This window comes from Frankia sp. KB5, assembly GCF_002099325.1.
GTDB lineage: Bacteria > Actinomycetota > Actinomycetes > Frankiales > Frankiaceae > Frankia > Frankia casuarinae.
The window spans coordinates 24,955-48,943 of the sequence record NZ_MRUJ01000082.1; the positions used below are offsets into that span (position 1 = coordinate 24,955).

The 23,989-nt window shown below is 73.3% G+C and carries 20 protein-coding genes, 1 pseudogene and 1 riboswitch; all 21 genes and pseudogenes read left to right on the plus strand.

The genetic code is table 11. The features are described 5' to 3' along the window. Positions 1-115: 115 nt before the first annotated feature. The 21 genes and pseudogenes from mihF (at position 116) to pheT (ending at position 23,979) form a co-directional block, all read left to right on the plus strand. Positions 116-433: an integration host factor, actinobacterial type gene (mihF, locus tag KBI5_RS09590; protein ID WP_011437581.1), complete on the plus strand. Its 318-nt coding sequence runs from the start codon at positions 116-118 to the stop codon at positions 431-433. 250 nt (positions 434-683) lie between these two features. Next, positions 684-1,229, plus strand: coding sequence for a guanylate kinase (gene gmk / locus KBI5_RS09595; RefSeq protein WP_085015052.1), 546 nt, complete (start codon positions 684-686; stop codon positions 1,227-1,229). Positions 1,230-1,384: 155 nt separating this feature from the next. Further along, entirely contained in the window at positions 1,385-1,669 is a 285-nt protein-coding gene (gene rpoZ, locus KBI5_RS09600; RefSeq protein ID WP_023841498.1) for a DNA-directed RNA polymerase subunit omega, read from the plus strand. 18 nt (positions 1,670-1,687) lie between these two features. Then, positions 1,688-2,998, plus strand: a complete 1,311-nt coding sequence (gene coaBC, locus KBI5_RS09605) for a bifunctional phosphopantothenoylcysteine decarboxylase/phosphopantothenate--cysteine ligase CoaBC (protein WP_116289883.1) — start codon at positions 1,688-1,690, stop codon at positions 2,996-2,998. A 41-nt stretch (positions 2,999-3,039) separates the two neighbouring features. Continuing rightward, complete coding sequence (gene metK, locus KBI5_RS09610) at positions 3,040-4,236, plus strand: methionine adenosyltransferase (RefSeq protein WP_011437577.1); 1,197 nt, start codon at positions 3,040-3,042, stop codon at positions 4,234-4,236. Positions 4,237-4,364: 128 nt separating this feature from the next. Next, the gene (locus KBI5_RS09615) at positions 4,365-6,596 is read left to right on the plus strand and encodes a primosomal protein N' (RefSeq protein ID WP_085015041.1); all 2,232 of its coding nucleotides are present in this window, start codon (positions 4,365-4,367) and stop codon (positions 6,594-6,596) included. A 293-nt stretch (positions 6,597-6,889) separates the two neighbouring features. Then, complete coding sequence (gene fmt / locus KBI5_RS09620) at positions 6,890-7,903, plus strand: methionyl-tRNA formyltransferase (protein ID WP_011437575.1); 1,014 nt, start codon at positions 6,890-6,892, stop codon at positions 7,901-7,903. Then, positions 7,900-9,375: a transcription antitermination factor NusB gene (locus KBI5_RS09625; RefSeq protein WP_011437574.1), complete on the plus strand. Its 1,476-nt coding sequence runs from the start codon at positions 7,900-7,902 to the stop codon at positions 9,373-9,375. The genes fmt and KBI5_RS09625 overlap by 4 nt, the downstream gene beginning before the upstream one ends. A 33-nt stretch (positions 9,376-9,408) precedes the next feature. Continuing rightward, positions 9,409-10,119 carry a ribulose-phosphate 3-epimerase gene (gene rpe / locus KBI5_RS09630; RefSeq protein ID WP_085015042.1) on the plus strand — a complete coding sequence of 237 codons (711 nt, stop codon included), beginning with the start codon at positions 9,409-9,411 and terminating at the stop codon, positions 10,117-10,119. Between the two features lie 69 nt (positions 10,120-10,188). Next, positions 10,189-10,318: riboswitch (FMN riboswitch) on the plus strand. Positions 10,319-10,445: 127 nt separating this feature from the next. Continuing rightward, complete coding sequence (locus KBI5_RS09635) at positions 10,446-11,162, plus strand: riboflavin synthase (RefSeq protein ID WP_085015043.1); 717 nt, start codon at positions 10,446-10,448, stop codon at positions 11,160-11,162. Continuing rightward, a pseudogene (locus KBI5_RS09640) lies at positions 11,159-12,680 on the plus strand (bifunctional 3,4-dihydroxy-2-butanone-4-phosphate synthase/GTP cyclohydrolase II). The gene KBI5_RS09635 and the pseudogene KBI5_RS09640 overlap by 4 nt, the downstream one beginning before the upstream one ends. Beyond that, positions 12,677-13,159, plus strand: a complete 483-nt coding sequence (gene ribH / locus KBI5_RS09645) for a 6,7-dimethyl-8-ribityllumazine synthase (protein ID WP_011437570.1) — start codon at positions 12,677-12,679, stop codon at positions 13,157-13,159. Before KBI5_RS09640 ends, ribH begins: the two are co-directional and overlap by 4 nt. A gap of 731 nt (positions 13,160-13,890) precedes the next feature. Continuing rightward, the gene (locus tag KBI5_RS25190; protein WP_023841501.1) at positions 13,891-15,465 is read left to right on the plus strand and encodes an ATPase involved in chromosome partitioning; all 1,575 of its coding nucleotides are present in this window, start codon (positions 13,891-13,893) and stop codon (positions 15,463-15,465) included. A gap of 10 nt (positions 15,466-15,475) precedes the next feature. Further along, entirely contained in the window at positions 15,476-16,369 is an 894-nt protein-coding gene (locus tag KBI5_RS09655) for an SseB family protein (RefSeq protein ID WP_085015044.1), read from the plus strand. A gap of 343 nt (positions 16,370-16,712) precedes the next feature. After that, a complete protein-coding gene (infC, locus tag KBI5_RS09660) occupies positions 16,713-17,303 on the plus strand; it encodes a translation initiation factor IF-3 (protein ID WP_085015045.1) in 591 nt (196 codons plus the stop codon). A 97-nt stretch (positions 17,304-17,400) separates the two neighbouring features. Then, positions 17,401-17,595, plus strand: coding sequence for a 50S ribosomal protein L35 (gene rpmI, locus KBI5_RS09665; RefSeq protein ID WP_085015046.1), 195 nt, complete (start codon positions 17,401-17,403; stop codon positions 17,593-17,595). 125 nt (positions 17,596-17,720) lie between these two features. Then, a complete protein-coding gene (gene rplT, locus KBI5_RS09670) occupies positions 17,721-18,101 on the plus strand; it encodes a 50S ribosomal protein L20 (protein ID WP_011437565.1) in 381 nt (126 codons plus the stop codon). A gap of 20 nt (positions 18,102-18,121) precedes the next feature. Next, positions 18,122-19,015, plus strand: a complete 894-nt coding sequence (locus KBI5_RS09675; RefSeq protein WP_241882784.1) for an RNA methyltransferase — start codon at positions 18,122-18,124, stop codon at positions 19,013-19,015. Continuing rightward, positions 19,015-20,160, plus strand: a complete 1,146-nt coding sequence (locus tag KBI5_RS09680; protein ID WP_011437563.1) for a PAS domain-containing sensor histidine kinase — start codon at positions 19,015-19,017, stop codon at positions 20,158-20,160. Before KBI5_RS09675 ends, KBI5_RS09680 begins: the two co-directional genes overlap by 1 nt. A gap of 165 nt (positions 20,161-20,325) precedes the next feature. Then, on the plus strand, positions 20,326-21,429 hold the full coding sequence (pheS, locus tag KBI5_RS09685; protein WP_085015054.1) for a phenylalanine--tRNA ligase subunit alpha: 1,104 nt from the start codon (positions 20,326-20,328) through the stop codon (positions 21,427-21,429). 3 nt (positions 21,430-21,432) lie between these two features. Next, the gene (gene pheT / locus KBI5_RS09690; protein ID WP_011437561.1) at positions 21,433-23,979 is read left to right on the plus strand and encodes a phenylalanine--tRNA ligase subunit beta; all 2,547 of its coding nucleotides are present in this window, start codon (positions 21,433-21,435) and stop codon (positions 23,977-23,979) included. Positions 23,980-23,989: the final 10 nt, after the last annotated feature.

Here is a 23,989-nt window from a genome sequence, read left to right on the forward strand (position 1 = left end):
CCTTCTCTTGTGCTGACAATATGTTCGCATCAGAGTGTTATGGCCAAGGCTGGACTGAGGAGTCCCTTCCTCGCTAGTTTGCGCGGCGCGATCACCGAATTGAGGAGGCGTACCCGTGCCCCTGCCGCCCCTAACGCCCGAGCAGAGGGCCGCCGCCCTCGAGAAAGCAGCGTTGGCTCGTAAGCAGCGTGCGGAACTCAAGGAGCGGTTGAAGAAGGCGGAGACCACGCTGGCCGCCGTCCTGGAACAGGCCGAGGCTGATGAGGTCGTCGGCAAGATGAAGGTTTCGGCTGTTCTTGAGTCGCTTCCCGGAGTGGGGCGCGTACGCGCCCAGAAGATCCGGGAACGGCTCGGGATCAGTCCGACCCGCCGACTGCGAGGACTCGGCGCCAAGCAGCGTGCCGCACTCCTCGAGGAGTTCGGCATGGCCTGATCCGGTGGAGTGGGAAAACCACTCCGCCAGCCCGGATCATGGTTACGGCGGGTAGCGGCGTTGACGGGAGGGTGGCGTCACTCACATTCTTCCGGCGATGTTRCCCTTCCTTCCGGTCGGATCGGGGGGCGGCATTTCTTTAACCTCCCCCGATCCGGCCGTCCCCGGGAAACCAGTCCCGTCCTCGTGTCCTCTGGGGACTGATGACCGGGTGCGCGCCGACTGACTGAGAGGTCCTATCGTGGTGCCCATGGGTCTTACAGTGCTGTCCGGGCCGTCCGGAGTCGGGAAGGACACCGTCGTCGCGGCAGTCCGGGAACGTCACCCCGAGGTCTGGGTCTCGGTCAGCGCCACCACGCGGCCACCGCGTCCGGGTGAGACTGACGGTGTCGAGTACCACTTCGTCGACGCCGAGGAGTTCGCCCGGATGGTCAAGGCCGGGGAGTTCGTCGAGCACGCGATGTTTGCCGGACACGCCTACGGCACCCCCCGCCGTCCGCTTCTCGAAAGGCTCGCCGCGGGTGTGCCCTGCCTGCTGGAGATCGAGCTGCTGGGCGCCCGGCAGGTGCGCTCGGCGATGCCACAGGCCCGTTTCGTCTTCCTCGCCCCGCCCACCTTCGACGAGCTCGTCCGTCGGCTGACCGGTCGGGGGACCGAGTCACCCGAGGTCATCGCCCGCAGGCTGGACCGGGCGCGCATCGAACTCGCGGCCGAGACGGAGTTCGACGACGTGATCGTGAACGACGACGTGCGGTCCGCGGYAGCCCGCTTGGTAGCATTGATGATCGGCTCGTAGGTCCGGCCCACCGGTCGCCCGCGCAGCCGGCATCTCCGTACAGCCCACATGCCGTACAGCCTCCTCCGCGCAGCCCGCCCTGCCCCCGCGTAGCCTGCGCTCCGCACTGTCCGGACGGCGCAGCCGCCTTGGACGTCCCATTCCGGAAGGACATCGTGGCCGGTACCGCCGCCCATCCCGAAGGCATCACCAACCCCCCCATCGACGAGCTCCTCGAGGCGACCGACTCGAAGTACAGCCTGGTCATCTACGCGGCGAAGCGAGCTCGTCAGATCAACGCCTACTACTCGCAGCTCGGCGAGGGTCTGCTGGAGTACGTCGGCCCGCTGGTCGAGACGACCAACGCGCAGGAGAAGCCGCTGTCGATCGCGTTGCGTGAGATCAACGCCGGCCTGCTCACCCACGAGACCGTCGCCGACAGCCTCCCGCCGGTCTCCTGATGTAGGACGATGACCGAGATGCCCGATGCGGAGCGCTCCGGCACCGGGTTGTCCGACCCTCGGCGTCCCCGGGTCGTGCTCGGTGTGGCGGGCGGCATCGCCGCCTACAAGGCGGTGGAGGTGCTCCGCCGGTTCACCGAGTCCGGCCACGAGGTCCGGGTGGTGCCCACGCCGTCGGCGCTGCGGTTCGTCGGCGCGACGACTTGGGCTGCGCTGTCGGGAAACCCGGTCACCACGGACGTGTGGGACGATGCGGACGAGGTCGCCCATGTCCGGATCGGCCGCGAGGCCGACCTCGTCCTCGTCGCGCCAGCCACCGCGGACCTGATGGCCCGCGCGGCCGCCGGGCGCGCCGACGACCTGCTCACCGGCACCCTGCTGACGGCGACCTGCCCGGTCGTCTACGCGCCGGCGATGCACACCGAGATGTGGCAGCACCCGGCCACCCGGGCGAACGTGGCGACCCTGCGGGCGCGGGGAGCGGTGGTGGTTGAGCCGGCGGTGGGCCGGCTGACCGGCGCCGACTCGGGTCCGGGTCGCCTGCCAGAGCCAGCGGAGATCGCCGCGCTCGGCATGGCGGTGCTGGCCCGGGGTGCGGCCGGGGTGCGGCCCGATCTTGCCGGCCGGCATGTCCTGGTCACGGCCGGCGGCACCCGGGAGTACCTCGACCCCGTCCGGTTCCTCGGCAACGCCTCGAGCGGCCGTCAGGGGTACGCCGTGGCCAGGGCTGCCGTGGTGCGGGGAGCCTCCGTCACGGTGGTGGCGGCGAACGTCGCGCTGCCCGAGGTCGCCGGCGCCCGCACGATCCCGGTCACCTCCGCGGCGCAGCTGCGCGATCGGGTCCACGAGGTCGCGCCCTCGGCGGACGTGGTCGTCATGGCGGCCGCGGTCGCTGACTTCCGCCCCRGGGCGCCGCAGGCCTACAAGATCAAGAAGGAGTCCGCGGCCCCGGGCTCCATCCCGCTCGTGGCGAATCCCGACGTGTTGGCCGAGCTGCTGGCGAACCGCCGGCCCCGTCAGGTCCTCGTCGGTTTCGCGGCCGAGACCGGCGGTCCCGGCGGTGGGGTACTCGACCACGCCCGGGCCAAACTGGCGCGCAAGCCGGTCGACCTGCTCGTGGTCAACGAGGTCGGCGCCGGCCTCGGATTCGAGGTGGAACACAACGCCGCCGTGGTACTGGACCCCCGCGGTGGCGAGACGGCGATCGAGCACACGAGCAAGGACCTCCTCGCGCATCGGATCCTCGACCTCGTGGTCGGCCTCACGGCCGATCGGACCGATGGAACGCCCGCGGAGGCGCTACGTGTACCCCTCGCGGCACCTCGGTAAGCTTCGTCGGAATCAGCCGGATCACCCAGGGGGTTAGTCCAGTGGCGACGCGCCTGTTCACGTCCGAGTCCGTCACCGAGGGGCATCCGGACAAGATCGCCGATCAGATCAGCGACTCGATTCTCGATGCCATGATCAAGGATGACCCGAAGAGCCGGGTCGCCGTGGAGACGCTCATCACGACGGGTCAGGTCCACGTCGCCGGCGAGGTCACCACGAAGACCTACGTCGACATCGCCTCCGTCGTCCGCGAGCGCATCCTGGAGATCGGTTACGACTCCTCCAAGAAGGGCTTCGACGGCGCGTCCTGYGGCGTCAGCGTGTCGATCGGCGCGCAGTCCCCGGACATCGCCCAGGGCGTCGACACGGCGCACGAGACTCGCGTCGAGGGTTCCGCCGACGACGAGTTCGACCGGCAGGGCGCCGGCGACCAGGGCCTGATGTTCGGGTTCGCCTGCGACGAGACCCCCGAGCTCATGCCGCTGCCGATCGCGCTGGCGCACCGCCTCGCCAGGCGGCTGTCCGCGGTCCGCAAGGAGGGCCAGATCGGCTACCTGCGCCCGGACGGCAAGACCCAGGTGACCATCGAGTACGTCGACGGGAAGCCGGCCCGGCTCGACACGGTCGTCGTCTCCTCGCAGCACGCCGCCGACATCGACCTGGACACCCTGCTCGCGCCGGACATCGCCGAGTACGTCGTCGAGCCGGAGCTGGCCCTGCTCGAGATCGCCACCGAGGGTCGCCGGCTGCTGGTCAACCCGACCGGCCGGTTCGAGATCGGCGGCCCGATGGGTGACGCCGGCCTGACCGGCCGTAAGATCATCGTCGACACCTACGGCGGTTACGCCCGCCACGGCGGTGGTGCCTTCTCCGGCAAGGACCCATCCAAGGTCGACCGCTCCGCCGCGTACGCGATGCGCTGGGTCGCCAAGAACGTCGTCGCCGCGGGTCTCGCCAGCCGCTGCGAGGTCCAGGTGGCGTACGCGATCGGCAAGGCGCAGCCGGTCGGCCTGTTCGTGGAGACCTTCGGCACCGGAACCGTCCCGGACATCCAGATCCAGGACGCGGTGACGAGCGTGTTCGACCTCCGTCCCGCCGCGATCATCCGGGATCTGGACCTGCTGCGGCCGGTCTACGCCCAGACGGCCGCCTACGGCCACTTCGGTCGCCCCGAGCTCGATTTCACCTGGGAGTCCACCGCACGCGCCGAGGCTCTCCAGCGCGCCGTCAAGGGCTGACCCGACGCTCCTCCCTCGGCCCCCGTGGGATCTCCCCGGCCCCTCCCGGGGCCCCTGTCCCGCCGGTCGCTGTTCCGGCGAGGGAACGGGGATGGAGGATGTCGTAGGCGGCTGGTACGAATGCCGTCATGACCGAGCACCCCGGCACCCTCCCCGGCCTCAGCCCGTCAGAGGTCGGCCGGGCAGAGGTCGGCCGGGCAGCGGCCGGCCGGGCAGCGGCCGGGCCGGGGGGTGCCCGGTCGGGGGTTTCGCGCTCCGCGGGTTCCGGTTCGCCGCGGCCGCTCGCCGCGCGGCTGCCGGTGGCGCGGGTTGCCGTCGACACTGCGCTCGCCCATCTCGACCGTCCCTTCGACTACCTCGTGCCGGCGGACCTGGCTGACCTGGCGGTGCCGGGATCCCGGGTCCGGGTCCGGTTCGCGGGCCGGCTGGTCGACGGGTTCGTGCTGGAGCGTCGCGAGAGTTCCGACCATTCCGGTCAGCTCGCGCCGCTGGCCCGGTCGATCTCGCCGGAGCCTGTGCTGTCCGAGCCCGTCGCGAAACTCGCCCGCGCGGTTGCCGATCGTTACGCCGGCACGCTGGCCGACGTCCTCCGGCTCGCCGTGYCTCCCCGCCACGGCCGGGCGGAGGCCGCCTCACCGAGGCCCGAGGTCGTTTCGCCGGGGCCTGCGGCTGTCTCACCGGGGCTTGAGGCCGTGCCGCCGGAACCCGGCGAGTGGGGCCGCTATCCCACGGGGCCGTCGCTGCTCACCGCCCTGGCGGCGGGCAGGTCACCAAGGGCGGTCTGGTGGGCCCCGCCCGGCCCCGCCTGGCCGGAGATGATCGCCGCCGCGGCCGCCGCCACGGCGGTGTCCGGTCGCGGCGTACTCGTCGTCGTACCCGATCATCGTGATGTCGACCGGGTCGAGGCGGCGATGGTCGCCGCGGTCGGTCGGGAGACCACCGTCGCACTGCGGGCCGATCTCGGCCCGGCCCGGCGATATCGCGCGTTCCTCGCGGTCAGCCGCGGACAGGCGCGGGCGGTGGTGGGTACCCGCGCGGCGATGTTCGCGCCCGTGGCCGAGCTTGGCCTGGTGGTGGTGTGGGATGACGGTGACGACCTGCATGCCGAGCCGTTGGCCCCGTACCCGCACGCCCGAGACGTCGCCGTCCTGCGCTCCCGGCTCCAGGGGTGCGCGCTCGTGATCGGCGGGTTCTGCCCGTCGACGGATGCCGAGGCGCTGGTGCGCACGGGGTGGGCGCACCCGGTGGTGCCGCCCCGGGAGCAGGTGCGCGCGCTGGCTCCCCGGGTCGAGGCCACCGGCTCCGACCTCGAACACGCCCGTGACCCCGCCGCCCGGGCGGCGAGGCTGCCCTCCCTCGCGGTGCGGACCGCCCGGGATGCGCTGGCGGCCGGTCTGCCGGTACTGGTCCAGGTGCCGAGGAGGGGATACCAGCCGTCACTGGCCTGCGCGGACTGCCGACGGCCCGCCCGGTGCCCGCACTGTCAGGGGCCGCTGGGCCGGGCGGCGGGCGGCGGTGCGCTCTCCTGCCGGTGGTGCGGCCGTCCGGTCGCCGCGGCGGTCTGGCACTGCCCGTCCTGTTCGGGCCCGCGGCTGCGCGCCTCGGTAACGGGAGATCGTCGCACGGCGGAGGAACTGGGGCGGGCCTTTCCGGGCGTTCCGGTCCGCACCTCCGGCCGGGGCGGGGTGCTCGCCACCGTGCCCGCAGAACCGGCCCTTGTCATCTCGACCCCGGGGGCGGAGCCCGTGGCGGACGGCGGCTACGGGGCGGTGCTGCTCCTCGACGGCTGGGCTCTGCTGGGCCGTCCCGACCTGCGCGCGGGGGAGGAGACTCTGCGCCGGTGGACCGCCGCCGCCGCGCTCGCCCGGCCCGCCGCTCGCGGGGGGCGGGTCATCGTCGCGGCCGATGCCGGACTAGGGCCGGTCCAGGCGCTCGTCCGTTGGGATCCCGGCACGTTCGTTGCCCGGGAAGCCGACGAGCGGGCGGAGCTGGGGTTCCCGCCGGCGACCCGGATGGCGTCCGTAGCGGGCACCGCCGCGGCGGTCGCGGAGCTGCTGGCCGCCGTCGAGCTTCCCGACGGCGCCGATGTGCTCGGGCCGGTACCGCTGCCCCCCGCACCGTCCGCGCGGGCCGTTCCCGACGGCGCGAACCAGGGCGATTCGTCTGCCGTGGGTGCCGGGCGGCGCGGCCCCGACGGCGCCACCTCCGGCCCCGAGGAGATCGAACGGGTCCTGATCCGGGTCCGGCGCGAGCGCGGTGCGGCCCTCGCGGCCTCGCTGCGATCCGCTCGCGGCGTCCTCGCGACCCGGCGAACCACCGGCCGGTTACGGATCCAGCTCGATCCCCTGATCCTCGGGTAGCGCCGGCATGGTCTGGTTCGCACCGCATGGCGTGGCCCCGCATACCACGGCCCGGGTACGCGTCATGGATCATGATCTTCGGCCGCGGGCCCGGTCCGGACCGCAGCCGTCCGCCACCTCCGAGCGTCGGCGGGGTACGGTYGTCGGCGGCGACAGGCCTGTGGACGTCAGCCCATACTCCCCGGCCGGAGAACGGCGGGATGCTCCCGGCCCGGTCGGACACCTCGGATCGATGACCCCCGGAGACGGTCACGGCGTCGGCAATGACGTCGCGACGGATCGGTGCTTCGCGTATGCGTCTTGTTTTCGCCGGTACCCCGGCGGTGGCTCTGCCCAGCCTGCGGGCGTTGATCGACAGCCCGCGCCATGACGTGGTCGCGGTTGTCACCCGGCCCGATCGGCCCTCCGGGCGGGGGCGGAAGGTGAAGCCGCCCCCCGTCCACGTCCTGGCCGACGAGGCCGGCATCCCGGTGCTCAGCCCGGACCGGCCCCGGGACCCGGAGTTCCTGGCCACGCTCGCTGGCCTCGCGCCCGACTGCTGCCCGGTGGTGGCCTACGGCGCGTTGCTACCGCCCGCGGCGCTCGCCATTCCCCGCCACGGTTGGGTGAACCTGCACTTCTCCCTGCTGCCGGCCTACCGCGGGGCGGCTCCGGTGCAGCGCACCCTGCTCGCCGGGGACGACCTGACCGGCGCGAGCGTCTTCCAGATCGAACCGGCGATGGACTCCGGTCCGGTCTACGGTGTCCTCACCGAGCGGGTTCGGCCGACGGACACCTCCGGTGACCTGCTGGACCGGCTCGCCGAGGCCGGCGCCGGGCTGCTGGTCGCGGTGATGGACGGCATCGCCGACGGGACGGTGCGGCCCGTGGCCCAGCCCGCCGAGGGGATCTCCTTCGCGCCGAAGCTGACCGCCGAGGAGGCCCGGATCGACTGGACGAAGCCGGCGATCGCGGTGGATCGGCTGGCGAGGGCCGCCACTCCCGCGCCGGGAGCCTGGACGACGTTTCGCGACCGGCGGCTCAAGATCGGTCCGGTGCGCCTCGGTGCGGTGTCCGGTCGGCCGGCCGGGCCGGTAGCGCTGCCCGCCGGGCTGCCGGCGGGGGGGCTGCCGGCGGGGCAGATCATGGTGCTCCCCGGCGGGGACGTGGCGGTCGGCACGGGCACGAGCCCGGTGCTCCTCGGTGAGGTGCGTCCCGAGGGGCGAGGCCCGATGGCGGCCGCGGCCTGGGCCCGCGGGGTCCGGATCGCCAAGGGGGAGACCCTCGGCGCGATCGGCGCGATGCCGGTCAGTGGAGGAACGTCGTGAGATCGGCCGGTTCGCCGGGCACCCGTGGGCCCCGGCCAGCGTCAAGCGTCGACCGGCCGCGGTTGCTGGCCTGGGAGGTGCTGCGGGCGGTGGACGAGCGCGGCTCCTACGCCAACCTGCTGCTGCCGTCCCTGTTGGCGGGCAGCGGGCTGTCCGCCCGGGACCGCGGGTTCGTCACGGAGCTCGCCTACGGCTCCCTGCGTGCGCAGGGCACCCTCGACGGGGTGCTCGACACGGCGACGAGTCGACCCGTCCACACCATCGACCCGCCGGTGCGCGACGCGCTGCGCCTGGGCGCCTACCAGCTGCTGCGGACCAGGGTCCCGGCCCACGCGGCCGTGGCCAGCACCGTCGAGCTGGTCCGCACGACGAGTGGCGAGCGCCCGGTCCGCTTCGCGAACGCCGTGCTGCGTCGGGTGGCCGCCCGGGTGGCCGAGACCGGCGGCGATCTCGCCACGATGCTGTCCGCACCGCGGTTCGACGTCGACCCTGTCGGTCACCTGGCGGTCGTGACGACGCATCCCCGCTGGATCGTCGAGGTCGTCGCGGAGGCCCTGGCCGGCGACCTCACGGCGACCCGCGCCGCGCTGGAGGCAGACGACGTCCGACCCGCGGTACACCTGGTCGCCCGTCCGGGCCGGGTCGACCGTGACCGGCTGCTCGCCGAGGCCGCGCAGGCAGGTCTGACCGCCCGAGTCGGCCCCTACTCGCCGTATGCGGTACGCCTCGACGGCGGGGACCCGGCGGGGTTGCCCGCCGTGGCCGCGGGCGCGGCCGCCGTGCAGGACGAGGGCAGCCAGCTCGTCACCCTGGCCCTGGCCCGCGCGGCGACGGTGGGCCGTGACCTCGGGCTGACCGTCGACCTGTGCGCGGGCCCCGGCGGGAAGGCGGCCCTGCTCGCCGCGCTGCTCGGCGGCTCCGCCCCATCGGACGGGCCGGGTCTGCCGGACAGGCCGGGTCCACCGGACAGGCCGGCCCTGATCGCGGTCGAGCCCCGGGCGACCCGGGCGGCCATGGTGGCCCGGTCCCTGGGCGACGCGGCGCGGGCCTGGACGGTGCGCGCCGACGGCCGGGCGGTGCCGCTGCGGCCCGATGGAGCCGACCGGGTGCTGGTCGACGTCCCCTGCACCGGCCTCGGAGCACTGCGGCGCCGGCCGGAGGCCCGGTGGCGGCGGACCTCGGCCGATGTGGCCGCGCTCGTCCCGCTCCAGCGTGCGCTGCTCGTCGCCGCGCTCGACCTGGTCCGCCCGGGCGGGGTGGTGGCGTACGCGACCTGTTCCCCGCACCCGGCCGAGACCGTCGAGGTGGTGCGTGGCGTGGCCGGACAACGCGCCGACACCTCCATCCTCGATGCCCGCCTGACCCTGCCGGAGGTCGACCGGCTCGGTGACGGCCCGTTCGTCCAGCTCTGGCCGCATCTCCATGGCACGGATGCGATGTTCGTCGCCCTGCTGCGCCGGGTCGACAGCTGAGGCGTCGGACCCGGGAGCCGATACCCTCGCGAAATGGCCACCGCGCAGATCTACCCCAGCCTGCTCGCCGCCGACTTCGGCCGGATCGCCGACGCGGCCCTGGCGGTCGAGGGGCAGGCCGACTGGCTGCACGTCGACGTGATGGACTACCACTTCGTCCCGAACCTGGCGTTCGCGCCGGACACGGTGACGGCCCTGCGCGCGGYGACGGATACTCCGCTTGACTGCCATCTCATGATCGACGATCCCGACCGCTGGGCGGCCGGGTACGCCGAGCGCGGCGCGGCGAACGTCACCATTCACGCCGAGGCCGTGTCCGACCTGCCCCGCACCACCAGGGCGATCCGGGCGGCCGGGGCCCGCACCGGCCTCGCTGTGAAGCCGAACACCCCGGTCGAGCACTATCTCGACGACCTGCACCGGTTCGACCTGCTGCTGCTGATGACCATCGAGCCGGGTTTCGGCGGTCAGACGTTCATGACCGAGGTGTTGCCGAAGATCGAGGCCGCCCGGCGCCTGCTCGACGCCCGTGGGCTGGACCTGTGGCTGCAGATCGACGGCGGGGTCAACGCCGGGACGATCGAGCGGGCCGCGGTGGCGGGTGTGGACGTGTTCGTCGCCGGCACGGCCGTCTTCGGGGCGGCCGATCCGGGCCAGGCCGTCGAGCGGCTGCGTGAGCAGGCGCTGCGGGCGGCGCCCCGGCTGTCCCCGCCCGCGCCACGCTCGGCGGTCGGGCCGGYGTGACCGCGTCCGGTGGCTTCACCGGCGTCCGGCGGCTTCATATGCCAGACTTGAGGCAGTACAACCAGCAGCACGCGCGCTCCGGGGTCGGTGAAATTCCGAACCGGCGGTGACAGTCCGCGACCCGTCCGCAGGTACTGGGACGGCTGACCCGGTGGAATTCCGGGACCGACGGTGAAAGTCCGGATGGGAGGACGCGCGCGGGCCGAGTGCCCGCGGTGGTCGTTGACCGCTCGCGGGCGCGTGTCGGCGTGAGCGTGCCGGCGTGGTCCCGCGTGGTTTTTCCTCGCCCAGGGTGCGGGTGCCCGGGAGCGAGGGGCACGGGTCGGATGTTTACCGGCATCGTTGAAGAACTTGGCGTGGTGACCGCGGTGGATGCGCGGTCGGAGTCGGCGGCACTCACCATCGCCTGTCAGACGGTTCTGGGTGATGTGAGTCACGRCGCGTCCATCGCCGTCAACGGTGTCTGTCTCACGGTGACTTCCTTCGCCCGCCCGGGGCTCGACGGGGGCGCCGAGACCGGTACGGCCGGCGGCCCACCCGGCCCACCCGGCCCACCCGGCACAACGGACGGCCCGTCGGCGTTCACTGCTGACGTGATGCGAGAGACGCTGGTGCGTTCCTCTCTTGGGAAGCTCGCCGTCGGTGACCGGGTGAATCTCGAACGTCCCGTCCGGCTGGCGGACCGGCTGGGAGGCCACCTGGTCCAGGGGCACGTCGACGGCGTCGGCACGGTCCTCGACCGGCAGCCCGGTGAGGGCTGGGAGTTCGTGCGCGTCGCGCTCCCCGAGGGGCTCGACCGCTACCTCGTGGCGAAGGGCTCGGTGACGGTGGACGGGGTGAGCCTGACCGTCGTCGACATCTCGCCGGCCGGTGGCGACTCACCGGCCACCTTCACGGTCAGCCTGATCCCCACCACGCTCGAACTGACCACGCTGGGTCGCCGTGCGCCGGGTTCCCTGGTCAACATCGAGGTCGACGTGCTGGCCAAGTAYGTCGAGAAGCTGCATGCCGGCCCCATCGAACCGAACGGACGACACCGATGACGACATCCGCGGCCGGCGCCTCCTCGACGGCCACCCTTCCCGCCGGTGCCCTTCCCGCCGGCTACGCCGACGTGCGGTTCGCCGCCATCGAGGACGCGCTCGCCGAGATCGCCGCCGGCCGCCCGCTCGTCGTCGTCGACGACGCCGACCGGGAGAACGAGGGTGATCTGATCTTCGCGGCGGAGGCCGCGACACCCGAGCTGGTCGCGTTCATGACGCGGTACACCTCCGGTGTGATCTGCGTGCCGATGGACGCCGCCGACACCGACCGGCTCGAACTGGACCAGATGGTCCCGCACAACACGGAGCGGATGGGCACCGCGTTCACCATCACCGTGGACGCCCGCGACGGCGTCTCCACCGGGATCTCCGCCGCCGACCGGGCCCGCACCATCCGGTTGCTGGCCGACCCGCGGACCACGCCCGGCGACCTGAGCCGGCCGGGCCACATCTTCCCGCTGCGGGCCAAGGACGGCGGGGTGCTGCGCCGCCCCGGCCACACCGAGGCCGCGGTCGACCTGGCCCGGCTCGCCGGGCTGCGGCCGGCCGGTGCGATCTGCGAGATCGTGAACGACGACGGGACGATGGCCCGGCTTCCCCGGCTCGCCGAGTTCGCCCGCGAGCACGGGCTGCTGCTGATCTCCATCGCCGATCTCATCGCTTACCGTCGGCGGACCGAGAAGCAGGTGGTGCGGGTCGCGGAGGCGTCGCTTCCGACGCGTTACGGGGCGTTCCGGGCGGTCGGGTTCCGCAACATCCTCGACGGCGTCGAACACATCGCGCTGATCCGCGGCGAGCTCGGTGACGGCGCGGACGTGCTGGTCCGGGTGCACAGCGAATGCCTCACCGGGGACGTCTTCGGCTCCCGGCGCTGCGACTGCGGAACCCAGCTCGACGCGGCACTGCGCATAATCGCGACCGAGGGACGCGGAGTGGTGCTCTACATGCGGGGCCACGAGGGCCGGGGCATCGGCCTGATGCACAAGCTGCGGGCCTACCAGCTGCAGGACGCCGGCCACGACACCGTCGACGCCAACCTCGCGCTGGGTCTGCCGGCCGACGCCCGTGACTACGGCACCGGGGCCCAGATCCTGGTCGACCTCGGCGTGCGCGGCATCCGGCTGCTGTCCAACAATCCGACGAAGCGGGCCGGGCTGGAGGGCTACGGCCTGCGCATCGTCGAACTCATCGGGATGCCGGTCACCCAGACGCCGGAGAACCTGCGCTACCTGACCACCAAGCGGGACCGGATGGGGACACGTCATTCCCGGTCTGCCCAGCATTCCCGGTCTGCCCAGCATTCCCGGTCCGCCCGGCCTTCCGGGTCCACCCGGCCTTCCGGGTCCACCCGGCCTGTCCGATCTGCCTAGGGCCGTGGGCGAGGACGAGCCGGCCGGCTCGCGCTGGATCCCGGGGGCGCCGAGGGCGCCGAGGGTACCCGTCACCTCCGKCTGCACGGCCGTCGCGGGCCCGGGTACGTCCGCCGGGGTCGACTGTGCCGAGGGGGAGGGTCTGTGAGCGGCCTCGGGGCTCCCGCGGAGGTGCTTCCGCCCGTCGCGGGCATGCGGTTGGCGGTGGTCGCCACCCGGTGGCACGCCGAGATCACCGATGCGCTGCTCGCTGGCGCGCTGCGCGCCGCGAAGGACGCGGGCCTCGCGGCGGCACCCGCCGTCGTGCGGGTCTCCGGTGCGGTCGAGCTTCCCGTGATCGCCGCCGCGTTGGCTGCGCGGCATGACGCCGTCGTCGCCCTCGGTGTCGTCATCCGGGGCGGCACCCCCCACTTCGACTACGTCTGTCAGTTCGTCACCGCGGGGCTCGCCCGCGTCACCCTCGACGCCCGCGTCCCCGTCGGCTTCGGCGTGCTCACCTGCGACACCGTCGAGCAGGCCCGGGACCGCGCCGGGCTGCCCGGGTCCAGCGAGGACAAGGGCCGGGAGGCGACCCTGGCCGCGCTGGACACCGCCGCGGTGCTGCGCGATCTGGAACTCGCCGGCTGAGCTCCCACGCCGTCACCGACCGAAACGTTCCGCATCAGGAGTTCACACACACGGTGCGAGGCCGATCCGTCCGCGTGACATGCTCTCGGTATGGTGTTGCCGTCACATGGCGATTCGAAGTGGATCGGGTGTGCCGGTCGTGTGTTCGCTGCTCGTGGCTCTGATTCCGGCTGTCCCGATCAGTCCGGTGCTCTTGTCGGGACGGCCGGTTACACGAGACTGTGGTCTCACGTCGTATCGGTGCCCTTGCGCTCTGGCGTCATACTTCGCGGTGGGATCGGCGGAGGTCCCGTCGGCCGGCACACATGGGGGCGGGGGTGGCGCGGATGGTAAGTCACGGTGGGAGTTGGAACGGTGACGAGGCGTCGGCGTCGACCGGCCCGGTCGGGGGGAATCCGGAGGCCGGGGAACGGGTCGCGGCCGGCCCCGGCCGGCGGGATCCCGACGCGACCGAACCGGGTGGTGGCGGGGACGCGCGCCCCATCTCGCTGCTTGGCCTACGACTGACCGAGCCTCAGGCGCCCCATAACGCGCTGGTTACCCGTCGTCCCGCCCGATCACGTCCGGGCGGGACCCGTTCGGAGCCCGCTACCGGTCGGACAGGGGGCCCCTCCGGGGGGCGCGGGAGCACGGCAGCCCCGCCGCCCACCCCCGTGCCACCGGCCCCGCCGCCCGCGCCACTGCTCCCGCCGCCCGCGCCACTGCTCCCGCCGGGCCGGAGCGCCCCCCCCGTGGGCCTTCCATTGACCGCGCCGCCCGGCCCGAGCTCCGCCTGGCCCGGTGCCTCGCTCACCGTGTCCGGCGGAGCGGGGTGGACGCCCGACCTCGCCGCCGCGACGTCGGCGGCCGGGCCGCCGGACCCGGACCCGACCGGTCCGGATCCGTACCCGGTGGACCCGTACCCGACGCCACCGGATCCACCGCCCGGTGCGCCGCCGCCCCCGGCGGTTTCCCCACCGCTCCCGGCCGTCCCGCCGCCCGGGGAGACCTGGGAGAACATCGCGGTGCTGGTCCCCGCGGCCGGGCAGCCGGTGAACCTCCCGGATGGAACGCCGGTCGTCCCCGTTTCCCGGGCCGCCACCGCGCCGCCCCCCGACGGCTCGCCCGGTGCCGGGCCCGTATCCGGGCGGCTTCCCCCGTCCGCGGCGGCTGACCCGGGTTGGCCGGTGCCGGAGGCGTGGCCCGACGCCGACTCCTTGGGCGGACCCACGGTCGGCCGACAGGCGGTCGAAACGCCTGGTCTGGAGCCAGCCTGGTCCATCCCGGTCCCCGCGAACCTGCCGGCGCGGCGGTCCGGCTTGGCCCCTTCCCTGCCCGTCCGGGCGGCGGTGGCCGCGGTGACGCCGTCCGGTGGTCGGGCGGTGGTCCCGGCCGTCGCGGGAACGGGCGGTTCGTCGGTCGCGCGGGCGCGGGCCGGTGGGCGGCGGGTGCTGGTTGGGGGATTCGGTGGCGGAGGCGGCCGGACGACGGTCGCCGCGGGTCTGGGACTGGCGATCGCGGAGCACCACGGTCATCGGGTGATGGCCGTGGACGCATCCCCGGACCAGTCCGGGCTGCTTGCGCACCGGGTCGGCCTCATGTCACCGGGCGTGGGGTTGCGGGAGCTGGCCACGGCGCGGCCACCGGTGTCCTCGTTGGAGGACGTGCGCCGGTTTGTCGCCTCCGACGGCTCCGGTGGCCTGGAGGTGCTGGCCGGACTGCGTGATCTTACCGGGCCGGGGTTGCTTCCCGAGGAGCTGGCGTGGGCACTCGACCTGCTCGGACACTGGTATCCGGTCGTCGTCGCGGACGCCCCACCGGGGTGGAGCCAGCCGGTGCCGGCCACCCTGCTGGCGCGGGCGGACCTCGTCGTGTTGACGATCCGGGCCGGCGAGACGGAGATCGCCGGTGCGGACGACGCGTTGAGCGCGTTGACCGCGGCCGGTCGGCCAGATCTCGCTGCCACCGTCATCGTGGCCGTCGTCGAGACGTATCCCTCCCGGTTGAGCCGCGGGGCGCGGCTGCGTCTCGAACATCTCGAGGACCGGGCCTACATGACGGTGCCGGTGCCGTTCGACGCGGCGCTCGCCGACAGCCGTCCGATCAGCTGGTACCGCCTGCGTCGCCGGACCAGGTTTGCCTTCCAGCGTCTCGCCGGGGCGGTCGCCACCGCCCCGCTTCCCGGGTCGCAACCGGCCACCGTGCTGGCCCGGCCCGCCATCGCAGCCCCCGGTCGGGGCCCTCAACCATGGCCCGGGCCCGTCCGGGCCATGGTGAACGCCACGGACCCGATCCGGTACCGGCCCGCCGCGCCGCCTGGGCCCTAGGCTGGCGAGAATGGCACGCGATCTGCTGACTCCGTCTGGTCAGGGCGATGACGGCCGCGCCGACGAGTCGCTCACCCGAGCGCTCGCCGCCAACCCGGTCGACCCCGCCGTTCTGACCGCCGCGCTGCGCCAGGCCCGGGTCTTCGTCGGAGTCGAGGCTCGGCTCACCGCCGCCGACGCCGTCACCGGTGCGGACAAGACCAGCGAGATGGCGCTGACGACCCTGCGCACCCCGTCCGGCGCGACCGCGCTACCGATCTTCTCCAGCGTCAGCGCGCTCACCGCCTGGCGCTCCTCGGCCCGGCCGGTTCCGGTCGCCGCGGTGGACGCCTGCACGGAGGCGGTCCGGCTGGGGCTCGGAGCGGTGGTGATCGACGTGGCCGGTCCGCGCTCGGCCAGTCTGGACGTCGGCCCGGGCGGTCCCGCGCCGGTGCCCGGCGGATCCGGCTCCGACGCGCCGTCCGGAACCCTCGACACGCCGCGCGTGACCGAAGCCGCGGACCTCGACAAGCTGAGGGTGACCGCCCTGCGCCGTCCGTCCGATCCGGATGGTCCGTTATCCCGGCGGCGGGTTCGGGAGGCGTTGCGGACCGTGACTGAGCGGGTCGAGGTGTGGCCGGCGGAACTGCTCCTCCCGGGTGCCGGCGCCCCACGCCCGGTGCTCGCCGTCGCGGTACGTCAGGGCGGAGATGCGGACRCGCGGTCCGGGGAGTTGCTTGCCCGGCGGTTGTCCCGGCTGCTCGCCACCGATCCGGCCCCGGCCCCGGCGCAGGCGCGGGAGCAGGAGCGGGCCTCGGGCCCGGCCGTGCTGCTCGTGAGCGCGCGGGAGGCCGAGGCGGTGCGCCGCCATCTGGGGCGGGGCCTGCGCCCGACGCGCCGATGGCCGGTGCGGTTCGCGAGGTGAGCGCAGCCGGCCCTTTCGGAGCGCCCGGACGATGATGTGATCGTCGTGTCGCCCGGTCTGGTGCTACGCTGGGCCGCAGACCGCCTGCCGGCTGGTTTTGTTCCGTCCGCTGGCGTTGCCGTTTCCAGGCAGCCAGGGCACGGCGCGGAGCCTGATCGGCAGGACCAAGCGGGGGTTCGCCCTCCACCCGATGTCAGCACTGATGTCGCCACCCCGGGACGTCAGCAGGTCCTCAGGCCGGAGTTCCGGCTGGGGGCCGCGGTGGCCGGGTCGCCGGTCGGCCGAGCCGTTTCCGCGGTCGTCGGCCGGGAGCCTGGTGTACCAGGCTCGGTGCTCCGCTGCGGTGAGGTCATGCCCGCGCGTCGAGCAACGGAGGAAACACATCAGCACAGAGTCCCGTATCAACGACCGGATTCGCGTCCCCGAGGTTCGCCTCGTCGGCGCGGAGGGTGAGCAGATCGGCATCGTCTCGATCGGTGAGGCCATGYGTATGGCGCAGGAGGTCGATCTCGACCTCGTCGAGGTCGCGCCGACCGCTCGTCCCCCGGTCTGCAAGCTGATGGACTACGGAAAGTTCAAGTACGAGTCCGACCAGAAGCGTCGGGAGGCTCGGAAGAACCAGGTCCAGACCGTCATCAAGGAAATGAAGCTGCGGCCGAAGATCGATCCGCACGACTACGAGACCAAGAAGGGTCACGTCGTGCGTTTCCTGCGGGCCGGCGACAAGGTCAAGATTACGATCATGTTCCGCGGTCGGGAGCAGTCCCGGCCCGAGCTCGGCATCCGCCTGCTCCAACGGCTGTCCGCCGACGTGGCCGACCTTGGTTATGTCGAGGCTCAGCCCAAGCAGGACGGCCGGAACATGACCATGGTCATGGCCCCGCACAAGGGCTCGAAGCCGCAGCGGGTGCCGGAACCGGCCGGCCACGTCTGACTCGAGGGCGGGCAGTCCGCGCGGTGGCGCCGCCACCGGTTCCGGATCTCGCCACGCCGGTTGTTCGATCACCCACGTAACCCGTCAGGATGTCAACATGYCCAAACAGAAGTCCCACAGCGGTGCGAGCAAGCGGTTCCGGGTCACCGGCTCCGGCAAGGTGCTGCGCCAGCGGGCCAACCGCCGCCACTACCTGGAGCACAAGACCAGCCGCCTCACCCGCAGACTGGATGGCGTGGTGCCGTTGACGAAGGCGGACAACCGACGCGTCAAGCGTCTGCTCGCCCGCTGACCGTGGCCCGCTGACGACTCCGGCCCCGACTGCGGCGGGCCCGCCGGTCGCGGTCGGCCCGCCGTTGGCGGCCGACTCCGGCCCGGGCCGCCGGACGCACCCGAACGAAGGAGACAGGTGCCCTCATGGCACGCGTGAAGCGGGCGGTCAACGCCCAGAAGAAGCGCCGTACGGTCCTCGAGCAGGCCAGCGGCTACCGGGGCCAGCGCTCGCGGCTCTACCGCAAGGCCAAGGAGCAGATGCTCCACTCGATGACCTACTCCTACCGGGACCGCCGCGCGCGCAAGGGCGACTTCCGGCAGCTGTGGATCACTCGGATCAACGCGGCGGCGCGGGCGAACGGTCTGACCTACAACCGCTTCGTGCAGGGTCTGAAGCTGTCCGGCGTCGAAGTCGACCGCAAGATCCTGGCCGACCTCGCGGTCAACGACGCGGTCGCGTTCACCGCCCTGGTCGAGGTGGCACGGGCCGCGCTGGCGGCGGCGCCGGAGCCCACCGCCGCCTGAGCCCGTCGCGACGTCGGCCCGTGCCCGCCTCCCGCGTGTCCTCCACGACCGACGCCCCTTCGCCGGACGCCCCTTCGCCGGGGCCGGCGCCGATCGCCGGAGCGCGCTCCGGGCGGGTCGGCGCCGCGCGTCGCCTCAAGCGGCCCGCGGCCCGGCGCGAGCAGGGCAGGTTCCTGGTCGAGGGGGTGCAGGCGGTGGGCGCGGCATTGRCCGTCGGCGAGCTGCTTGAGGTGTTCGTCGGAGTCTCTGCGACTCCCCGGCACGAGGAGTTGCTGAGGGCGGTCCGGGTGCCGGTCCGGGTCGTGACGGACGAGGCCGTGGCGTCGCTGTCGGAGACGGTGACCCCCCAGGGCCTCGTCGCGGTCGCGGCCCTGCCCGCTCATCGGCTCGCCGACCTGCACGCCCCCCGGCTGGTCGCGGTGTGCATCGGCGCGGGCGATCCGGGTAACGCCGGCACGGTGATCCGCAGCGCGGACGCGGCCGGAGCGGACGCCGTCGTCTTCACCGGGAGCGGTGTCGACCCCTTCGGGGGCAAGTGCGTGCGCTCCTCGGCCGGCAGCCACTTTCACCTCCCGGTGATCGTGGAACCAGCCTTGGCCGGGGTGCTGGACCGGCTGCGGGCCCGGGGTTGCCGCATCGTGGCGACGTCCGGAGCCGCGGATCGCGACATTGACACCGCCGTCGCGGCCGGTGAGCTCGACGGGCCGACGGCGTGGCTGTTCGGTAACGAGGCACATGGGCTGGCTTCGGCTACTCTGGCCGCCGCGGACGCGGTTCTGCGGGTACCGGTGTACGGTCAGGCCGAGTCCCTGAATCTTGCGGTTGCGTCCGCCCTGTGCCTTTACGCGTCGGCGCGGGCGCAGAGAACGGGCAGGTCCGGTACTGACGGCACCGGAGGAGGTGGTCGACGGTGATGAACATTGTCACGTCGCCATCCGGGCAGGTGCCGCCCTCCGGCCCCGGCTGCGCGCCCGATGCCACCGATTCAGCCGTGTCGGCCGCGCAGGACGGCCCACTGCCTGCCGCCGCCTTCGACCTGCTACCGGATTCGGTGATCGTGACCGACGCCGCCGGCGTCGTCGAGGTGTTCAACCGGGCGGCGGCGAAGCTCACCGGGGTGGATGGACCGTCCGCGATCGGCCGGCATCTGACCGAGGTCCTCCCGTTGCTGGACGAGCGGGGCAACGACTGGTGGGAGTGCTCTACAGCCAGCCGGAACCTGCCGCGGGTCACCGGGCAGCCGGAGCGGCGCCTGACCTACGCGGGTCCAGTCCACGACCGTGACTTCCACGTCACGGTGCGGTTCAACCGGGTCGCCGGTCGGCTGGTGCGGGTGTCGCTGTCCCTGCGCGACACCCTCAGCCGCGAGCGGCTGGAACGCAACCGGGCGGACCTGGTCGCGACCGTGGCGCACGAGCTGCGCTCGCCGCTGACCAGTGTGAAGGGATTCACCGCGACGCTGCTCGCCAAGTGGGACCGGTTCACCGACGAGCAGAAGAAGCTCATGCTGAACACGGTCAACACCGACGCCGACCGGGTCACGCGCCTGCTCACCGAGGTGCTGGACGTCTCTCGGATCGACTCCGGACGCATCCAGGTCCGCAAGCAGATCGTCGACCTGCCCGCCCGGGTGCGTTCGGTGGTGGACGGCAAGGTGGCCTCGGGCGCGGCGGGCGCCGACCGGTTCTTCATCCGCGAGGAGGGCGAACTGCCCGAGATGTGGGTCGATCCGGACAAGATTGAACAGGTACTGCACAACCTCGTCGACAACGCCCTGCGGCATGGTGCGGGTACTGTGACGGTACTGCTGCGTGGCAGGGACAGCGGCACGGAGGTAAGCGTGGCCGACGAGGGTGAAGGCGTGTCCGAATCGAACGCCGCGCGCGTGTTCACGAAGTTCTGGCGGGGCGCCAGCCGCGGGAACGGCACCGGCCTCGGGCTCTACATCGCCAAGGCGCTGATCGAGGCGCACGGCGGCACCATCTCGGTCGGCCGGGCCCCGGGTGGCGGCGCCGAGTTCCGATTTTTTGTGCCCGCCGGTGGCCCGGTGTTCGGCTGACGCCGAGCACCGCGAACCGACCGGTGGGCGCCCCGGGCGGCCAGGCGCGCGCCGCCGCCCCAGGACCGGACACCCCAGGACCGGACGAACCCCGCCGCAGGCCGGACGACCCCGGCTTCCCGCCGGGATGACCCTGCTTTTCACCCGATGACGAGGATGAGCATCGTGCCCGCCCCTGGAGAGACTGTCGACCCGTCCCGGGTCCACGCCCTCGACCCCGATCAGCTCGACGCGGCCGTCAACGCGGCGCGGGAGTCGATCCGCGCCGCCGCCGATCTCGACGCGCTGGCAGCCGTCCGTACCGCCCACATCCAGGGTGCCTCCGCACCGCTGGTGCTGGCCCGCCGGGAGYTCGGTGCCCTGCCCCGTGCGGAGCGTGCCGACGCCGGTCGCCGGCACAACGCCGCCCGCACGGCCGTACAGGCCGCCTACGACGCCCGGCTGGCCGAACTCACCGCCGAACGCGACGCCCGGGTGCTGCGCGAGGAACGGGTCGACGTGACCCTGCCCGTCGACCGCCGCCGCCGTGGTGCCCGCCACCCGCTGACCGCCCTGTCCGACCGGCTTGCCGACGTGTTCGTGGCGATGGGCTACGAGGTCGCCGAGGGACCCGAGGTCGAACACGACTGGTTCAACTTCGAGGCCCTGAACATGGCGCCCGATCACCCGGCCCGCAGCGAGCACGACACGCTCTACGTCGCGCCGACCGGGGCGGGCCGGGTGCTGCGTACCCACACCTCCCCGGTGCAGATCCGCTCCCTGCTGAACCGCCCGCTGCCCGTGTACGTCGTGTGCCCGGGGCGGACATACCGCAACGACACCATCGATGCGACGCACTCGCCGGTCTTCGGCCAGCTCGAAGGTCTGGCCGTGGACAGGGGCATCACCATGGCGGACCTGCGCGGCACCCTGGAGGTCTTCGCCCAGGCGTTGTTCGGGGCGGGCCTGTCGACGCGGCTGCGCCCGTCGTTCTTCCCGTTCACCGAGCCGTCCGCGGAACTGGACGTGCAGTGCTTCGCCTGCCGCGGGGAGGCGGCCCGCCAGCCCTGTCGGGTCTGTTCGGACGAGGGCTGGATCGAGGCCGGCGGCTGCGGCATGGTCGACCCGCACGTCCTGCGGGCCGCGGGGGTCGACCCGACCCGGTACAGCGGTTTCGCGTTCGGGATGGGGCTGGAACGGGCCGCGATGGTCCGCCATGGCATCCGGGAGATCCGCGATTTCGTCGACGGTGACGTCCGGTTCAGCCTGCCGTTCGGAATCGAGGACTGACCCATGCTGATCGTGATGTCCTGGCTGCGGGAGTATGTGGCGGGGCTGCCGCCCACGCGGGCCGTCGCCGACGCGTTGATCCGGGCCGGTTTCGAGGTCGAGGGACTGCGTAGCGTCGGGGGCGAGTTCTCCGGCGTGGTCGTCGGGGAGATCGTCGACTTCGAGATCGTCGAGACGAAGAAGAAGGCCGTCCGCTGGTGCCAGGTCCGGGTCGCCGAGAGCGCCGGAGCCGAGGATGCCGGAGCCGAGAGCGCCGGATCCAGGGGCGAGGGCGTGCGCGGCGTCATCTGCGGGGCGCACAACTTCGCCGTCGGCGACCGGGTGGCGGTCGCGCTGCCCGGCGCCGTGYTGCCCGGCGGGTTCGAGATCACCGCGCGGAGGACCTACGGCCATGTCAGCGAGGGGATGATCTGCTCGGCCCGGGAACTGGGCCTCGGCGAGGAGTCCGACGGCATCCTGGTGCTCGCGCCGCGGGCGCCGATCGGCGCCGACGTCGCCGAGCTGCTCGATCTCGCCGACGAGGTGCTTGACATCGCGGTCACCCCGGACCGGGGCTACGGTCTGTCGGTGCGGGGGATCGCCCGGGAGGCGGCGACCGCCTTCGCGCTGCCGTTCACGGACCCGGGCGCGCCGGCGGACCCGGCAGCCGTCCCGGGGCCCGCCAGGGAGGCCTATCCGGTCGTCGTCGAGGACACCGCGGCGTGTGACCGCTACGTCGCCCGGGTGGTGACCGGGGTCGACTCGCGGGCCACCACCCCGCTGGGGTGGCAGCGGCGGCTGTCGCTGTCCGGGATGCGGTCAATCTCGGTGCCGGTCGACGTCACCAACGCCGTGCTGCTGGGCCTCGGCCAGCCGTTGCACGCCTTCGACCGGGCGAAGCTGGCCGGCGCGATCATTGTGCGCCGGGCCGTCGCCGGAGAGACGCTGCGCACCCTCGACGGGGTCGACCGCACTCTCGACCCCGAGGATCTGGTCATCGCCGACGACACCGGTCCGATCGCGCTCGCCGGGGTGATGGGCGGGGCCAGCACGGAGGTGTCCGCGACGACCACCGACATCGTCCTCGAGGCTGCGCACTTCGACCCGATCACGGTGGCCCGCACCGCCCGCCGGCACCGGCTGTCCTCGGAGGCGTCGCGGCGTTTCGAACGCGGCGTCGACCCGGCACTCGCGCCGGTCGCCGCGGCGCTGGCCGTCGACCTGCTCGCCGAGCTCGCCGCCGCCCGTCCCGAGCCCGGCGTGACCGACCTGGACCACCGCCCCGCCCCGGCGCCGGTGACCCTGCCGCTGACGGAACCGGAACGCCTCGCCGGCCGGCCCTACCCCGCCGAGGTGGTGCGGCGCCGGCTCGTCGACGTCGGCTGCGCGGTGGCTGACGGGTCGGCGACCGAGGACCTGCCCGGTGTTCTGATCGCGACGCCGCCGTCCTGGCGTCCCGACCTGACCCGGCCCGCCGATCTCGTCGAGGAGATCATGCGGCTGGAGGGGTACGACACCATCCCGGTGACCCTGCCGTCGCTGCCCGCGGGGCGCGGGCTCACCGCCGCGCAGCGGATGCACCGCGCGGTGGGCCGGGCGCTGGCCCATGCGGGGTTCGCCGAGGTGCTTACCCTGCCGTTCGTACCCGAGGACGCCGCCGACGCGCTCAGCCTGGCCGCGGCCGACCCGCGGCGTGCGGCGGTCCGGATCGCGAACCCGATCGCCGAGGACGCCGGCTACCTGCGGACGACCCTGCTACCCGGACTGATCGCGGCGGCCGTGCGCAACATCGGCCGGGGGCAGCGCGATCTCGCCCTGTTCGAGAGCGGTCTGGTGTTCCGGGAACGCGAACGGATCCCGACGGACGTCGTCACCCCGCCGGTGGATCGTCGGCCCTCCGCCGCGGAGATCGCCGCTCTGGACTCGACCCTGCCCGGCCAGCCCCGCCACGTCGCCGCGCTCCTCACCGGGCGCCGTGAGCCAGGTGGCTGGTCCACGCCGGCCCGGGACGCGGACTGGGCGGACGCGGTGGACGCCGCGCACGTGGTCGCCGAGGCGGTGGGCGTGACCCTCACGGTCAGAGCCGGCAATGTCATGCCCTGGCACCCGGGCCGCCTCGCGGAGCTCTCGATCGACGGCCGGGTCGTGGGCCACGCGGGTGAGCTGCACCCCCGGGTGCTCAGCGACGTCGGGCTTCCGCCTCGGGCCGGCGCGATGGAACTGGACCTCGATGCCCTGATCGAGGTCGCGTCGGCGGCGCCGCCGATGATCGCGCCGACGATCTCCACCTATCCGCCCGCCGACCGGGATGTGGCGCTCGTCGTGCCGATCGAGGTGCCGGTCGCCGATGTGACGGCGGCACTGCGGGCCGGAGCCGGTGACCTGCTGGAGTCCCTGACCCTCTTCGACGTCTTCGAGGGCGCCCAGGTCGGGGTCGGTCAGCGCTCGCTGGCCTTCGGCCTGCGGCTGCGCGCCGGGGACCGGACGCTGACGGCCGCCGAGGCGAACGCGGTGCGGGACGCGGCGGTCGCCCGGGCGGCGGAGCTTACCGGCGCGTCCCTGCGCGCCTGAGGCCGAGACG

Bases quoted from the DNA above. Each gene is read 5' to 3' on its own strand.
- KBI5_RS09680 (WP_011437563.1), top strand. From the start codon at position 19,015: ATGAACATTGTCACGTCGCCATCCGGGCAGGTGCCGCCCTCCGGCCCC.
- fmt (WP_011437575.1), top strand. From the start codon at position 6,890: ATGCGTCTTGTTTTCGCCGGTACCCCGGCGGTGGCTCTGCCCAGCCTG.
- rplT (WP_011437565.1), top strand. From the start codon at position 17,721: ATGGCACGCGTGAAGCGGGCGGTCAACGCCCAGAAGAAGCGCCGTACG.